Raw genomic sequence first — 16980 nt, 5'->3', positions numbered from 1 at the left:
AAATCTATTTTATAGTAAAAAAGAAAGAGTGTCGACTTTGTCGACACTCTGAGATAAAACAGAATAGCTAAACTTGCTATTCTGTTTTATCTTTAAGGAAAATTTATATGTAAAAGGGGTAATATAAAATATTTTCAATAAAAGAAGAGTATTTTAATTAAAAGGGATTTTAAGTTTCTATATATTTTAGAAAAATAGTGTGGAGGGGATTCAATGTATAAAAATTATATTTTTGATATCTATGGAACATTAGTAGATATTAATACAGATGAAGATAAAAATGAATTGTGGGAGAAATTAGCATTATTTTATAGTTATAAAGGAGCAACATATACAGATAAGGAAATTAAAAAATGTTATTTAGAAAAAGTAAAAAGAATAAGAAAAGAGTTTATAGGTATAGAATATCCAGATTTTGATTTAAGAATAATTTTTAATGAATTGTATGAGGATAAAAACATTGAAACATCTAAACAATTAATAGATGATACTGCTCAAATATTTAGAGTACTATCTATAAATAAATTGAAGCTTTATGATGGTGTAGTTGAATTTTTAGAAAAGCTAAAAGCTAAAGGAAAAAAACTATATGTTTTATCAAATGCACAAAAAATATTTACTTTATATGAAATTAAATTTTTAGGAATTTATGATTATTTTGATGATATATTTTTATCATCTGATTATAATGTTTGTAAGCCAGAAAGTGAATTTTATAAAGCATTAATCCAAAAGTATAAATTGAATGTTGAAGAAAGTATTATGATAGGCAATGATTATATGGCAGATATTTATGGTGGAAATAATGTAGGATTAAATACTGCATATCTACACTCAAATTTATCACCAGAAATTCAAGGTGAATTAAAAAGTAATCATATATTAATGGAGATAGATTTTAAAAAGCTAGAAAAAGAAATTCTTTTATAGATTAGAATTTGATAATGAATGAAATTTTTTAAAAGGAAAAATAATAAGAAGAGTAATATAAATTTAAAATGATTAAAAGTGTATTAAATAACTCGGAATTAAGCTTTTTTATTTAAATTAAATGCTATAATAAAAGAAAATTTTAGTTTTGGAGGTAGGTTATGAGTAAAGGAATATTTAAAAGTTTTAAAATAAAGAATTTAGATTTAAAAAATAGAATAGTTATGGCACCTATGTGCATGTATATGGCAGAAAATGATGGAGTAGTTACAGATTTTCATTATATTCACTATACAAATAGAGCTCTTGGAGGAGTTTCTGCAATTATTCTTGAAGCTACAGCAGTTGAAAGTAGAGGAAGAATAAGTGATAGAGATTTAGGAATATGGGATGATACTCATATTGCAGGATTAAAAAAACTAACTGAAGGAATTAAAAAGTATGGTGCATATGCAGGAATACAATTAGGTCATGCAGGTAGAAAGTGTGGAGTTTCAGCTGAAGAAATTATAGCACCATCAGAAATTAGATTTAGTGATGAATATAAAACACCAATGGAAATGACTAAAAAAGAAATAGAGGAAGTTATAGTTGCATTTAGAGAAGGTGCTAGAAGAGCTTTAGAAGCAGGATTTGATTTTATAGAAATTCATGGAGCTCATGGATATTTAATTTCAGAATTTTTATCACCATTATCAAATAAAAGAACTGATGAATATGGTGGAATTCCAGAGAATAGAGCTAGATTTGCAGTAGAAGTAATAAGAGCTATTAAAGAGGTTTGGCCTGCAGATAAAGCTATTTTCTTTAGAGTATCTTCAAATGATTATGTAGAAGGTGGAAATACTAAAGTTGAAATGGCTAATATAGTAAGTATCTTAAAGATGGAAGGTATCGATTTAATAAATGTAAGCACAGGAGCTGTTGTTTCTGATGCAGTTATAAATGCATATCCAGGATATCAAGTAAAAGATGCAGAATATATAAAAGAAGTATGTGATATTCCAGTTATGGCAGGAGGTCTTATAACTACAGGAGATCAAGGAACTGAAATAATAGAGAATGGAAGAGCAGACTTAGTATTTCTTGCAAGAGTTTTATTAAGAGATCCATATTGGGTATTTAATGAAGCTAAAAAAAGAAATATAGAATTAGATTATTTACCAGAAGCATATGCTAGAGGGATATAAATAGAAAATATATAAAATTGAAAATAGCTAGGATTTTAATCTGATTCTAGCTATTTTTGAATTAAAATAAAGTTATAAAAAAGAGGTTATTATGAGAAGAGAAGAATATGAAAAAATAAACTTAAATAATAATATACCAGCATTTATAGTATATTTTGGAGAAGAAACTACTACTGATGTAAATAAAAGTGAATATATAGCGCCTCATTGGCATAGAAGTATTGAGTTAACATTTATTACAAAAGGTGAATTAAAAGGAAGAATAAATGGAAAATCTGTTGTAGTTGGAGAAAATGAATTTAATTTTGTAAATAGTGGTGATGTACATGAATTTAAAAAAGAAAAGAATACAGTTACTTGTGGAGTGGTTTTAATTATTTCTTACGAGTTTGTAAAAAGAAAATATCCCAATATAGATAATATACGATTTGATATAAATAAAGAAGGAATAAATAAAGATAGATTAAAAGAAATTTTTCTAGATTTAAAAGAATATTATTTAAATCCACAGGAGTTAGATTATTTAAAGATAAATGGATATATATATGAAATATTATATCTGTTAGTATCTAGTTGTATTGAAGAAAATTTAAATAATAAAGCTGAAAAATATTTTATATATAGAGAAAGACAGAGAGAAATTTTAACGTATATTCATGAAAATTATAATCAAAGTTTATCTTTAGATTTTATAGCTAAAAATTTTTATATGAATAAAGAATATTTTTCGAGAAAATTTCATGAGTGGTTTGGAGTGAATTTTAAAAGTTATTTAGATAACTTTAGATTATATAAAGCATATAAAGATATAATAAATACTTCAGATAATATTCAAATAATAGCAAGTAGACATGGGTTTTCTAACGCTAGATCTTTTACAGATATTTTTAGAGAAACATATGATGCAACACCTAATAAATATAGACAAGCATTGAAAGAATCAAAAAATGGCATAAAGAAAGACAAAAAATAACACCAAAGATTATATGGAAAATGATAGAATTTAAGTATGGTAATGTAATTGAAAAAAGGGAAGGTGGTATATTTGAAGAAGTTAGTATTAGATATTGGGGGAACTTTTATAAAATATGCAGTAATGAATAGAGAGGCAGAAATTTTAGAAAAAGGTAAAGAAAAAACACCATTAGATACTTTAGAAAATTTAGTGAAAACGATTAAAAAGATTTATGGAACTTTTAAAGATGAAGTAACAGGCATTGCTATAAGTATGCCAGGAAATATAGATTCAGAAACAGGACAAGTGTATACACCAGGATCATTAGCTTATAATGAGGGCATAAATATAATAGAAGAATTGAATAAACATATAGATTTACCTATTTCAGTTGAAAACGATGGAAAGAGTGCTGCATTAGCAGAAGCTTGGATGGGAAATTTAAAAGAATGTAATGATGGAATAGTAATGATAATTGGAACAGGAATTGGTGGAGGAATAATTAAAGATAAAAAGATTCATAAGGGAAAGAATTTCTTCGCAGGTGAATTTTCATTTATTATGGGAAGTAATAATGAAGCAAATTTTGATAACGTTTTTGCAATGCAAGGAAGTACATCAGCATTAATAAAAAAAGTAGCTGAAGTAAAAGGAATAAATGAGGATGAATTAGATGGGTATGAGGTATTTAATTTAATTGAAAAAAATGATGAAGAAACATTAAAGGTATTTAATGGATTTGCTAAAACAATAGGGATACAAATATTTAATTTGCAATGTATTTTAGATCCAGAAAAAATATTGATTGGTGGAGGAATATCTAAACAAAAAATTTTATTAGAAAAAATAAAAGAAAATTTAGATGAAATATATAAAGAGATGAAGATGTTTAAAATGCCACAAGCAAAAATAGATACATGTAAATATTTCAATGACTCTAATTTAATAGGAGCTTTATATAATTATTATCTTCATTTTGAAAATTAAAAGAGAGAGGTATTTAAAGATGGGAAGAAAGTATTCAGAAGAATTATTAAATAAAATAATTGAAAAACAAGAAGTAGTGGATATGGAAGGATTAGAAGTTTTAGTTAAAAACTTACCAGATTGTGATGTGAAAGGAGCTATAGATCCACGTTTATATTTAGATATGAAACCACAGCTAGATATGATGAACTTAGTTGCAAGTGGAGAGATAGAAATGCCACAACAACCTGGATCAATTACTGAATTAAGAGCTGCCTTTAATGGAATAAAAAGCAATCCTATGGTTGAAGAAAATATTCAGATTATAAATAAAGAAGTAGAAGCGAAAGATGGCTATAAAATACCTATTCGTATTTATAAATTAGAAAAAACAAGAGATAATGCAGATATCCTTTATTATATTCATGGAGGAGGATTTTTTGCAGGTTCACCTGATGTAGTAGAAGAACTTGTAAAACTTATAGTGGAAAAATCAGATATGATAGCTGTTTCAGTAGATTATCGTTTATGTCCAGAAAATCCATATCCAACAGGACATGAAGACTGTTATACAGTTTTAAAATGGATATATGAAAATGCAGAAATGCTAAAAGGAGATAAAAATAATATATTTGTAGCTGGTGATAGTGCAGGAGGAAATTTAACTCAATATTGTACTACAAGAGATAAAGAAGATGGATTAGATATGGTAAAGGGTCAATTATTACTTTATCCAACAGTAAATATGGCAAATATTGAAGATGAATTTTTTAAATGGAGTATAGATGAATTTCAGTTTACTCCAAAAATAGAAGTTGGAATGAAAATGTCATTACAATCCTTTGGAGAATTAACAGAAATGCTAGGAAAAACTCTTGGAACAGAGGATATAAATAATAAGTATTTATCACCATATGGAATGGAATTAGAAGGAATGCCACCAACATTTATAACAGTTGGAGAGCATGATTATTTAAAGTTAGAATGTTTAGCCTATGGTAAAAAGCTTAAAAAAGCTAATGTTAAAGTAAAGACTGTTTTATATAAAGGACTAGGACACGCATATGGAGATAATGTAGGAGTATATCCACAAAGTGAAGATTGTGCCTATGAAATGATTAAATTTATAAAAGAAAATAAGAGATAAGAATAGAGGGATGCTAACGCATCTCTTATTTTATATAAGATTTTAAAAATAGTTTAGGATTATTCATAAGTAGTTCTTATTATTATTTTAAAATAATAATGAAATAATTATGGAAAGAAGGCTAGAAAAATGAAATTATTTGAAGGAATACTTTTAGTAACAGATATGGATGGAACATTTTTAGATGATGAAAAGAAGATATCAAAAAAAGATATACAAAGTATAAAGTATTTTGAAGAGAATGGTGGAATATTTACTATAGCTACAGGAAGAATTGTTGAGTCAGCAAGACCTTATATAGAAGAGATCGGAATTAATTTTCCAGTAGCAACTTACTGTGGAAGTAAAATATTTGATTACAGAGAAAATAAAGTTATTAAAGAATATTTTTTAAGTAGAGAAAGAAAAGAAGTTATAAACAAAATAATAGAAGACGAATTACCAGTTGGATTAGAAGTTTATGTTAATGAAGAAATTTATATGATAAAGCTTAATGAGTTTTCCGATAGAGGAGCAATTAAGCCTTGTACAAAGATTTTTGATATTCCAGATAACTTAATGGAAATGGAGTGGAGTAAGGTTCTTTTATCAGGACAACCAGAATTTATAGACAAGCTTGAAAAAGACTTTTTAAATTATGGAGTAGGAGCGGCTACAAGAACAGGAAAGATATTCTTAGAAATATTACCACTTGGAACATCAAAGTTAAATGGAATAAGAACTATGATGAAAGAAGAAGGTATAGAGGATTATAAGTTAGTTGCTGTAGGTGATGATATGAATGACCTTGAAATGATACAAGGTGCAGATATTGGAGTAGTTATGGCAAATGCTAATAAGAATTTATTAAAAGAAGCAGAAACTATAGAAAGCTCTCGTATGGGAACTACTAATGATAATAATCCATTAACTTATGTAATTGAAGGATTACAAAAGGACTTAGTTCATAATTAAAAAATATGATTACGGACAAGCTATTAGAGATTTTTAGATAAAGAGAATAATTTAATAGTCTAATAAAAAAAGAAGTGTTTTAAGGCACTTCTTTTTTTGTACAGAAAAAGTTTAGAACAATGGATAAAAAATTGTAATAAAAGTAACACTATTTAAATAAATTAATATAATGATTTTATAATCTATTTGCACTGCATATAAATCTACAGTACAAACTGATCAGACCAATAAATTATTAGTTTAATTTATGGGAGTCGGGCCTTTCTTGGCAACAGGGTTACATAGCACCTGTGGGACAGTATTATTGTTCTACAGGTGTTTTTTATTTTGCCTAAAAGAACAATAACATAAATTTAGAAGTTTATTGCATTGCCATAGAGCTAACAAGAATTTTCTTAAAGATTAAGAAGTAAATGGAGGGTAAGTTTTATGACAAAGAAAGAAAATTTTAAAGGGTTAACAAAGGAGGAAGTTTATAGTCAACAGGAGAAGTTTGGAAAGAACATTTTAATTCCAGAGAAAAAAGAAAACTTTTTTACTAAAATAATAGAAGTTATAAAAGAGCCTATGTTTTTATTACTATTAGTAGCAGCAACAATTTATTTTATTTTAGGTGAGCCTAGAGATGGAGTAATAATGCTTATATTCGTAATAGCTATAATTGGAATAGATATATTCCAAGAATGGAAGACAGACAAGACATTAAAGGCATTAAAAGAATTATCAGCACCTACAATTAAGGTAATTAGAGATGGCGAGGAAATAAGAATAAATAGTGAGGATTTAGTTCCAAAGGATTTAATGATTATTGAGGAAGGAGTAAAAATTCCAGTGGATGGATTTATTATAGAGGTAAATGGACTTTGTATAGATGAATCATCTTTAACAGGAGAAGCAGAAGGGGTTTGGAAAAGCTCAGAAGAGGATGGCGGAGAGTATTTTAAAAAGAATTATGTTTATGCAGGAACTTTAGTAACTCAAGGAAAGGGATTTGTAAGAGTTGAAAAGATTGGTGGAGAAACTGAATATGGAAAGATAGGCGTAAATATTGTAGAAGCACCGGAGGGAAAAACACCGCTACAAAAGCAAACAGGAAAGTTAGTAAAAATATGTGCATATATTGCATTAGTATTATTTATATTAGTTTGTGTAGTTACCTATTTTAATTTAAATGAATTAGATTTTAAAAATAGGATTATAGAAAGTATCTTATCCGGAATAACGCTTGCAATGGCTATGATTCCAGAAGAGTTTCCAGTTATATTAACTGTATTTTTATCTATGGGAGCATGGAGACTTGCTAAAAAGAGTTCTTTAGTAAGAAAGTTACCATCTGTAGAAACTTTAGGAGCAGTTTCAGTTTTATGTGTAGATAAAACAGGGACAATAACCATGAATAAAATGAAAGTGTGGGATACATGGACTAAAAAAGAAAGAGAAAATCTTTTAGTTAATATGGGAAGAGCATGCCTAAAAAATCCTTTTGATCCTATGGAAAAAGCTATGATTCAGTATTGTATTAAAAATGGTATTAAAGAAGAGGAATTGTTTAAAGGAAACCTTCTTTATGAATACCCATTTACTAATGAAAAGAAGATAATGGGACAAGTTTGGGAAAGAGAAAAAGAAACTGTACTATCAGTTAAAGGATCTCTAGAGAAAATTTTAGAGCTTTGTAATTTATCTATAGAAGAGAAAGAAGAGATAACTATTAAAGGAAATAAAATGGCGGAACAAGGTTTAAGGGTAATAGGAGTAGGAACTTTTAAAATAAAAGAAAAAGATGAAATAAAGAAAGAAATAGAAGATTATAGTTTAGAATTTTTAGGGCTTATAGGTCTTCAAGATCCACCTAGAGAAAGTGTTAAGAAAGATATTGAAAACTGCATAAAAGCAGGGATTAGAGTAGTTATGATTACGGGAGATAATGGAGTAACAGCTAAAGCTATAGGAAACCAAATTGGATTAAAGTGTGTAGACTGTATCATTACAGGAGATATGTTAAATAAAATGAGCGATGAGGAATTAGGAGAAAAGATAAAAACTGTAAATATATTTTCAAGAGTAATTCCAGCACATAAGATGAGAATAATAAAAGCATTTAAAGAAAGTGGAGAAGTAGTTGCCATGACAGGGGATGGAGTAAACGATGCTCCAGCTTTAAAGTATGCAGATATAGGAATAGCAATGGGAAAAAGAGGTTCGGAGGTTTCTAAGGAAGCTGCTGATTTAATATTATTAGATGATAATTTTTCAACTATAGTTCAAACTATAGAAGATGGAAGAAGAATTTATGATAATATAAGAAAAGCCATTGGATATGTATTTACTATTCATATACCTATAGCTTTTGCATCTCTTTTAGGTCCGCTTTTACACATTGGTTCAAGTGCGCTTTTATTATTGCCTATTCATGTAGTTTTATTAGAACTTGTTATAGATCCAACTTGTTCTATAGTTTTGGAAAGAGGACCAGCAGAAGATGATATTATGAAGAGGAATCCTAGGAATCCTAAAGAAAATATATTAACCTCTAAAACATTAATAAAGAGTATTATTCAAGGGATAGTATTATTTATAGCGTCTTTTGGAACTTATTATATGATGTTAAATAGTGGAGTAGAAACTGCTATTGCACGTTCAATGGGCCTTTCTATAATAATAGTTTCAAACCTTTTACTAGTTCAAGTAAATAGTTCAAATGAAGAATATGCATATAAGAGCTTTAAGAAGCTTAAAAAAGATAAGGTTATGTGGAGTGTAATTATTGGAAGTATCTTAGGGTTAGGATTAATATTATATACTCCTTTATCTAAAATATTAAATTTAACAGCATTAAATTTTGAGCAGATAGTATTAGTGATAGGAATTTCAATAATTTCAATCATGTGGTATGAAGTAGTTAAATGGATAAAAAATAAAATGAAGAAGAATAATTAAGAAAATAAATAAAAGAGAGATATGAAATATATTTTAATAAATACTCAAATGAAGGGAGTTCATTTGAGTATTTACTTTTAAAAAGTATAATAGAAGGTAGAGAAACTAAATAAAGAGAGGAAAGTGAATAGATATGTTTGAAGGAATATTATTAGTAACAGATATGGATGGAAGTCTTTTAAATGACAAAAAGGAAATATCTAAAAAAGATATGGAAAGTATAGAGTTTTTTGAAAAAAATGGAGGCAAGTTTACTATTGCAACAGGTAGAATAGTAGATTCTGCAAGAGAATATGTAGAAAAAATAACTATAAATTTTCCTGTTATAGTCTATAATGGAGGAAAAGTTTTTGATTATAGAAATGAAAAATCTTTAAGTGAAAGAACTTTAAGTAGAGAAAAAAAAGAAGTTCTTAATAAAATTTTAGAGGACAAGCTTAATGTAGGAATAGAAGTTTATGCTGATGAAATAGTGTATATAGTAAAGGAAACAGAACTTACAGATAGACCTGCATTAAAGCCTTGTACAGTAGAATTTAATGTACCAGAAGATTTTATAGAGAGAAACTGGAATAAAATACTGTTAACTGGTGATAAAGAATATATAGATGAAGTGGAAAAGAATTTTTCAAAGTATGGAGTGGGACGAGCAATTAGAAGTGGAAAATGCTTTTTAGAAGTTTTACCTGATGGAGTATCTAAGCTAACGGGAATAAGAGAAGCTATGAAAGTTGAAGGAATGGAAGATTATAAATTAGTTACTGTTGGTGATGATTTAAATGATAGAGAAATGATACTTGGAGCAGATTTTGGATTTGTTATGGAAAATGCTAATAAAGAACTATTAAAAGAAGCAAAATATGTAGGAACAAACAATAATAATGATCCAATTACTTATATTATAGAATTTTTACAAAAGAATTTAGTGCATAATTAAAAAAGAAAGGACACATATGTATATTCAAACAGAATTAGATTTAAAAGAATTAGAAAATATAAAAGATAAGATAATAGATGATAAAGAGAGTTTTATAGAAAATAAACTTATAACTAATGGGGAAGAGACTAATTTTCTTTTAGAGTTAAAAGAGGCTTTTAAAAATTGTAAGAGTTTTTATTTTAGTATAGCATTTATAAATTTTTCAGGACTACAACTGATTTTAGATAATTTAAAAGAGATGGAAAGTAAGGGGATACAGGGAAAAATAATAACATCCACTTACTTAAATTTTACTGGTGCAAATGCTTTAAAGAAATTAAGAGAGTTCTCTAATATAGATTTAAAAATATTTATAACAGATGAGAGACTGAGGGGATTTCATACCAAGGCATATATATTTGAATATGAAGAAGAATTTAAAATATATATTGGTTCATCAAATTTAACTCAAAGTGCATTGAAAAGTAATGAGGAATGGAATGTTAGAGTAATAACTAAAAAGGATAATGTATTTTTAGATGATATTATGAAAGCATATAATAGATTATTAGATGAATCATGTTATGTAACTGAAGAATTTATAAATGATTATGAAGAATTTTTAAAAGAAATAAAAAAAGCTAATGTGCAAGAATCTACAAGAAATATGATTTTAAAATATGAGAAGATAAGACCAAACTCTATGCAAGTAAAAGCAATAGAAAATTTAAATAGATTAAGAGAAAGTGGAGAGGATAAGAGTCTTGTAATAGCAGCTACAGGGACGGGAAAGACTTTTATGTCTGCTTTTGATGTAAAACATTTAAAACCTAAGAAGATGCTTTTTATTGTACATAGAGAAGATATTCTTAGAAAAGCTATGATGGATTATAGTAAAGTAATTAAAGATAAAGACTTTGGATTATTTACAGGGAATATGAAGGAGCGAGATAAAGATTATATTTTTGCAACTATACAAAGTATGTCTAGTTATTATGAAGAATTTGAAAAAGACTATTTTGATTATATTATAATTGATGAAGCCCATCATAGTGCATCAGAAAGTTATAAAAAAGTTATAGAGTATTTTAAACCTAAGTTTTTACTTGGAATGACTGCAACTCCTGAAAGAACAGAAGGGTTAGAGATATTTTCTATATTCAATGATAACATTGCATTAGAAGTAAGATTAAATGAAGCCTTAGAAAAGAATCTAGTAGTGCCTTTTCATTACTTTGGAATAACAGATATAGATTTAGTAGATTATACAGGAATAAATATTAATGATACAGCAAAGGTTTCAAAACTTCTTCAAATAAATGAAAGAGTAGATTTTATAATTGGAAAGATGGGCTTTTATGGGTTTGATGGAGATAAGAGAAAGTGTGTTGGATTTTGTGCAAATATAGATCATGCAATATATATGGCAGAAGAATTTAATAAAAGAGGAATAAGAAGTACTTATTTAACTGGAAAAAGCTCTATGGAGGAAAGAAGAAAATCTGTAGAAAGATTAGAGAATGAGAGTGATGAGTTAGAAGTTATTTTTACTGTAGATTTATTTAATGAAGGAATAGACATTCCAGGAATAAATTTAGCTTTAATGCTTAGACCTACAAATTCATCAATAATTTTTATACAGCAACTTGGAAGAGGGCTTAGAAAATATAAAGATAAAGAATTCTTAACGGTTTTAGATTTTATAGGAAATTATAATAAAGCTTTTCAAATAGCAATAGCTTTAAATGGTGGGAATTATTATGATAAAGAAAGTTTAAAAACATCTATAAGGACAGACTTTTTAAATATACCTGGTTGTACTAATATTCAAATGGATGAAATAGCAAAGGAAAGAATATTAGAACAAATAGATAGAGAAAACTTTACTACAATGAAGTATTTAAAAGAAGAGTATAATGAATTTAAAAAAATTACAGGTGGGAATGTTGTGAATTTATTGACCACATACTTTGCTTATGAAGGTGGGGTAAATCCAATTAAATTTATAAGAGCTACGCCGAGTAAAAGTTATCTTGGATTTTTAGAAAAAGTAGAAGGAACCTTTGAGGATGTTAAACTTTTGAAAAATGAAAAATTTAAATTAGTTTTAAAAGATATAACAGCTAAATTACCTTTGAAAAGACCCTATGAGTTTATTATATTAAGATACTTAATAAAAAATAAAAAAGCTACAAGAGAAGAGTTAAAAGAGGAAATAGAGAAATATATTAAAGAGTTAGATAAAGAAACTTTTGAATATACTATTGAATGTTTAAGAGGGGATTATCATAGTAAAAAAGAAAGTAATTTTAATTTTATTAAGAATGGAAAAGAGATAGAATTAGCAGACGAGATTAAGGATGTTATAGAGGAAGAAAAATTTAGATTATATATAGATGATTGCATAAATTATGGACTTTTAACTTATGAGAGAGAGTTTGAAGCTGAAAATTATGGAATGCCATTTTTAAAACTATATAGTCAATATAGTAGAGATGATGTAGTTAGAATGTCTAATGCTAAAAAGAAATTTAGTGGATATGGTATGGGCGGCCTTAAAACTAATGGAAATGAATGGTATATGTTTGTTGGAATGGAAAAAGAAGAGGATATGAAGGCCAGTATGAAACATAAAAATATTTTTATAGATAGAGAAACTTTTATATGGGAAAGTCGAAATACAACAACAATAGATTCACAAGCAGGACAAGAACTTATTAATAATAAAAAATATAATATTAATATGCATTTATTTATAAGAAAGTATAGAGAGATAGATGGAGTTATTGAGCCTTATATTTATATGGGGATGGCAGATACTGTTTACTATGAAGGAGAAAAACCTATAATAGTCCATTTAAAACTTAGAAATAAAGTGCCAGTTAAAATTTATAATGAACTTAAGATATAGGAAGGAAAAGATGAATGAAAAAAAGTAGAGAATTTAATAGCTGAATAAAAAAATGCGAGATAATTAATCTCGCATTTTCTTATAGAGTAGCTAAAACTAATAATAAAGGCAATAAAAATGAAATTACAGCAAATACTATAGCTAAAGCAAATTTTGATGTACTTTTAAAATTTAAATTGAATTTCTTTTTTATATTTAACTCTAAAGTTATCATTCTTAAAAGTAAAAGAAATATTGGTATAAATGGTGCAAAAATAAAAATACTATTTTGGATTGGTTGTTTAAAGAAAAAGCCACAACTTGCAAAAATAAGAGAAATTATAGCAATTAGAATTAAAGCAGTTCCAAGTTTTTTATTTGCATATTTATAGGACTCCACAGAGGATTTAGAAGCTTTTGTATTAAAAGCTAAAAATAAATCCTCCTCATTACTATGCTTATTTATGTTAATACCAAATAATATAAATAAAAATAGTATTGGGAATGTCATAAGATAAATATATAAGCTAGGATTATTCATAAATAGTCCATCCTTTCTTTAGTTTTATAAATTAATGAAATTATACCATAAATTATGAGGTGCTGTTTTAAAAATGTTAAATTTGAACAAAATATTAATTAAACCATTTAAAGTTGATAAGAATAGTAAGGATTGATATAATATAAGTATAAAATAAATTAAAGGTTGGTGGAAAAAATGAGAAATTTTTCAGATGAATTAAGAAGTAGAACAAAGGATATTCATAAAGCTACAGAGGTTACAGGATTTAATAAAAGATTATTAGATGGAAATGCCACTAAAGAAAGTTATGGAGAATTTTTATATAGTCTATTACCAGTTTATGTAGCAATAGAAAAAAATCTAGATGCATTAAAAGGTGATGCAAGATTAGCGCCACTTGTAACAAAAGAACTTTATAAATCAGAATTGATGAAAAAAGATATAGAATTTATTTTAGGGGATAAAGTAAAAGAACTTAAAGAATTAGAATCAACTAAAGCATATGTAAATAGAATTAATGAAATAGGAAAAAGTAATCCATTAGGAGTTGTTGCACATGCATATACAAGATTCCTAGCAGATCTTTTTGGTGGAAGACTTTTTGCTGATTTGATAAAAAATCATTATAATATAGGCGAAGGTGGACTAAACTATTATAAAATGGATGGAATCGGAGAAATAATGCCATATGTTATGGGATACCATAAGAAACTTGGTGCATTAGCATTAACTGATGAAGAAGTAGAATATTTTATAAATGAAGTAAGTAATTCATATGTGTATAATGTAGGTATTTCAACAGAATTAGATGCAAAGTTATTTATGAAAGATTCAGAAAGTAAAGGACATCCAGCTCATAGTGGACACCCAGGAGGACATCCAGGTGGACATCCTCATAATTAAAAAGTAAATTCCTAAGTAAATATATAAATCAAGACATAACAAAATGGAGCAGAGTTTTAAACTCTGCTCTATTTAAGTTTAAATGAAAAAATTATAAGAAGACTAGAAAATTATAAGAAGCCTTGATATAATTTTTAGGAAAGTTATAAATTAAAGGAGTTAATAGATGAAATATTACTTAGCACCAATGGAAGGTCTTACAGGCTTTATATATAGAAATGCACATAATAAATACTTTGGAAATATAGATAAATATTTTACCCCATTTATTGTACCTACTAGTAGTAAAAAGCTTAAAACAAAAGAACTTAGAGATGTATTACCAGAAAATAATAAAGATGTAAAAGTAATACCTCAAATTCTTACAAATGATGCAGAAGGATTTATAAACACTGCATATAAATTAAAAGAAATGGGATATGATGAAATAAATTTAAATTTAGGATGTCCATCAGGAACTGTTGTAGCAAAGGGACGAGGTTCGGGATTTCTAGCATTTAGAGAAGAGTTAGATTTATTTTTAGAGAAGGTTTTTACAGAAGTAAAAGATATGAAAATATCTATTAAAACAAGAATTGGAAAAGAAGATGGAAATGAATTTTATGAGTTAATAGAGATATTTAATAAATATAAGTTAGAAGAGTTAATTATTCATCCAAGGACACAAAAGGACTTTTATGGTAATACACCAAATTTAGAAATTTTTGAAGATGGAATAAAATTGAGCACTAATCCTATTTGCTACAATGGAGATATATTTACAGTAGATGATTATAAAGAGTTTACGAAAAGATTTAAGAATATAGATAGAATAATGTTAGGTAGAGGGATTTTAGCAAACCCAGGATTAATAAATGAAATCGAAAAAGAAGAATATATGAATAAAGAGACCTTGAAAAAATTTCATGATGAAATTTTAAATACATATTTAGATGTATTGAAAGATGAAAGAAATACTCTATTTAGAATGAAGGAATTATGGGGATACTTAAATTTCTCCTTTGAAGAAGATAAAAAATATTTGAAAGCTATAAAAAAATCACAAAAAGTCAGAGATTATAATGAAGCTGTAAAAGCTATATTTAGAGAAAAAGAGATATTAAAAGGATCTGGTTTCAATAGATAATAAAATTAAAAAAATCACCTTAGTAAATTTTTAACTAAGGTGATTTTTTTAAGATGAAACTTCACTTACTTCCGAAATTTTATGTGGATGCTTTCCAGAAAATTCTTTTCGGAAAAAGATATACATGCAAGCGCCTAAGATAAATGCAACAAATTCTGTTGATGGCATTGCAATCATTACTCCAGTAAGTCCAAAGAAGTAATGAAGAACTATAACAGCAGGAATTGATAAAATTCCTTGAGTAATAGTAATAATAGCAGTAGGAGTTCCTTTACCAGTAGCTTGAAATACTCCAACAAATAAGCCGGAAATACCATTGAATAGTGAAGCTAAAAGCATAATAGCTAGAAGAAATGAACCTACCTTTATAACATCTAGATTATTAGTAAATAGTTTTAAAATAGGAGTTTTAAATATAAATCCAATTATACAAAAACAGAAAGATACTAATAAAATATACTTAAAACCACCTTTAATAGCAGCATTAAATCTTTTGAAGTTTTTACTAGAATAACTGTGTGCTAGAAGTGGAATTAAACCTAAGAATATTCCCATACTTATAAATTCAGGAACTTGGACAATACGTAAACTAATTCCAATACCAGCTTCAACAGTAGCACCATATTCCATACAGAAATTATTTAAAAGTAATGTAGATACTAACATAAATGACATTTGGATAACTTCAGGAAATCCAATTTTAAAAATTTCAATTCTATCTTTAAAAGAAATTTTTGTGATTTTAAAGAATTTATGTAATTGAATACTTTTAAAATGTAAGTAATACATATAGTACATAGCAGAAACTAAGTTTGCTAAAGACATAGCAACAGCAGCACCAACTAAATCAAAATGAAATACTAATATTAATAATGGATCTAAAATTAAGTTAACTAAAGCACTTATAGCCATACCATACATAGATTCTTTTGTAGCACCTGTACTTCTTACAATTTGTTCAAGTGTGAAGTTTAAAACTACGCAAAAACCTAAAGCTAAACTAGCAATACAATAATTTTTAGTAACAATGAGAGTGGCTCCATTAGCACCTAAAATATGAGCAATTGGATTAATAAAAATTATAGCAATAATTGAAATAAGAATGCTAAACAAAAAGCTAGAATATACAGCATAAGAAGCAATAGATTTAGCTTTATCTTTTTCATTTTTAGCAATTAATCGAGTTATGTAAGTAGATGAACCAACACCAAACATATTACCTATAGTCATTAAAACTAAAAAGACAGGTAAACCTAGAGTAAGGGCTGTTAGCATAGGGACATTTTTTAAAAGTCCAATAAAATAAATATTGATTACGGTATAAACTGTTCCAATAGATAATCCTATAATCATTGGGAGTGATAGACGACGTATAGCTTTGCTAATAGGTGCATCCTTTAATAAATATTCATTTGAATCTTGTGGTTGAGTATTTTCCATAAATATTCTCCTTTGTTTGAAACAAAATAGTTTGATTTATAATAGTTAGAATTCTAACTATTTAGGTAAAAGATAGACATAGCTATCTTGTGAATTA

At 27.0% G+C, this 16980-nt stretch carries 13 protein-coding genes and 1 riboswitch; of the genes, 11 read left to right on the top strand and 2 right to left on the bottom strand.

Annotation, left to right across the window (positions count from 1 at the left end; genetic code table 11):
- The first annotated feature begins 213 nt into the window (after positions 1 to 213).
- The 9 genes from Q0W06_RS08140 to Q0W06_RS08100 all read left to right on the top strand — a co-directional run bounded on the left by Q0W06_RS08140 (position 214) and on the right by Q0W06_RS08100 (position 12912).
- A complete protein-coding gene (locus tag Q0W06_RS08140) occupies positions 214 to 930 on the top strand; it encodes an HAD family hydrolase (RefSeq protein ID WP_297633680.1) in 717 nt (238 codons plus the stop codon).
- Between the two features lie 161 nt (positions 931 to 1091).
- A complete protein-coding gene (gene namA, locus Q0W06_RS08135) occupies positions 1092 to 2120 on the top strand; it encodes an NADPH dehydrogenase NamA (RefSeq protein WP_297633678.1) in 1029 nt (342 codons plus the stop codon).
- 91 nt (positions 2121 to 2211) lie between these two features.
- A complete protein-coding gene (locus tag Q0W06_RS08130) occupies positions 2212 to 3093 on the top strand; it encodes an AraC family transcriptional regulator (protein ID WP_297633676.1) in 882 nt (293 codons plus the stop codon).
- A 63-nt stretch (positions 3094 to 3156) separates the two neighbouring features.
- Positions 3157 to 4062 carry an ROK family protein gene (locus Q0W06_RS08125; RefSeq protein WP_366516762.1) on the top strand — a complete coding sequence of 302 codons (906 nt, stop codon included), beginning with the start codon at positions 3157 to 3159 and terminating at the stop codon, positions 4060 to 4062.
- A 19-nt stretch (positions 4063 to 4081) separates the two neighbouring features.
- Entirely contained in the window at positions 4082 to 5188 is a 1107-nt protein-coding gene (locus tag Q0W06_RS08120) for an alpha/beta hydrolase (RefSeq protein ID WP_297633672.1), read from the top strand.
- Between the two features lie 129 nt (positions 5189 to 5317).
- Positions 5318 to 6142 carry an HAD family hydrolase gene (locus tag Q0W06_RS08115; protein WP_297633670.1) on the top strand — a complete coding sequence of 275 codons (825 nt, stop codon included), beginning with the start codon at positions 5318 to 5320 and terminating at the stop codon, positions 6140 to 6142.
- A gap of 205 nt (positions 6143 to 6347) precedes the next feature.
- Positions 6348 to 6443, top strand: a riboswitch (NiCo riboswitch).
- Positions 6444 to 6571: 128 nt separating this feature from the next.
- Positions 6572 to 9082, top strand: a complete 2511-nt coding sequence (locus Q0W06_RS08110) for a cation-translocating P-type ATPase (protein WP_297633667.1) — start codon at positions 6572 to 6574, stop codon at positions 9080 to 9082.
- A 133-nt stretch (positions 9083 to 9215) separates the two neighbouring features.
- Positions 9216 to 10019 (top strand): HAD family hydrolase, encoded by an 804-nt coding sequence (locus tag Q0W06_RS08105; RefSeq protein ID WP_297633665.1) that lies wholly within the window; start codon positions 9216 to 9218, stop codon positions 10017 to 10019.
- Positions 10020 to 10035: 16 nt separating this feature from the next.
- Positions 10036 to 12912: a DEAD/DEAH box helicase gene (locus tag Q0W06_RS08100; RefSeq protein ID WP_297633663.1), complete on the top strand. Its 2877-nt coding sequence runs from the start codon at positions 10036 to 10038 to the stop codon at positions 12910 to 12912.
- A 79-nt stretch (positions 12913 to 12991) separates the two neighbouring features.
- On the opposite strand, the gene Q0W06_RS08095 is transcribed toward Q0W06_RS08100, so the two are convergent.
- Positions 12992 to 13432 (bottom strand): hypothetical protein, encoded by a 441-nt coding sequence (locus tag Q0W06_RS08095; RefSeq protein ID WP_297633661.1) that lies wholly within the window; start codon positions 13430 to 13432, stop codon positions 12992 to 12994.
- A 177-nt stretch (positions 13433 to 13609) separates the two neighbouring features.
- On the opposite strand from Q0W06_RS08095, the gene Q0W06_RS08090 reads away from it, so the two are divergent.
- Together Q0W06_RS08090 and Q0W06_RS08085 are read left to right on the top strand one after the other, a co-directional pair.
- Positions 13610 to 14317 (top strand): biliverdin-producing heme oxygenase, encoded by a 708-nt coding sequence (locus Q0W06_RS08090; RefSeq protein WP_297633659.1) that lies wholly within the window; start codon positions 13610 to 13612, stop codon positions 14315 to 14317.
- 166 nt (positions 14318 to 14483) lie between these two features.
- Positions 14484 to 15443, top strand: coding sequence for a tRNA-dihydrouridine synthase (locus Q0W06_RS08085; RefSeq protein ID WP_297633657.1), 960 nt, complete (start codon positions 14484 to 14486; stop codon positions 15441 to 15443).
- 48 nt (positions 15444 to 15491) lie between these two features.
- Here Q0W06_RS08085 and Q0W06_RS08080 read toward each other — a convergent pair whose 3' ends face one another.
- Positions 15492 to 16883: an MATE family efflux transporter gene (locus Q0W06_RS08080; protein WP_297633655.1), complete on the bottom strand. Its 1392-nt coding sequence runs from the start codon at positions 16881 to 16883 to the stop codon at positions 15492 to 15494.
- Between the last annotated feature and the right edge of the window lie 97 nt (positions 16884 to 16980).

The organism is uncultured Clostridium sp. (assembly GCF_947072515.1).
Taxonomy (GTDB): Bacteria; Bacillota; Clostridia; order Clostridiales; family Clostridiaceae; genus Clostridium.
Note: the sequence above shows the minus strand (reverse complement) of the source record. Positions and strands in the feature narration are given on the sequence as shown.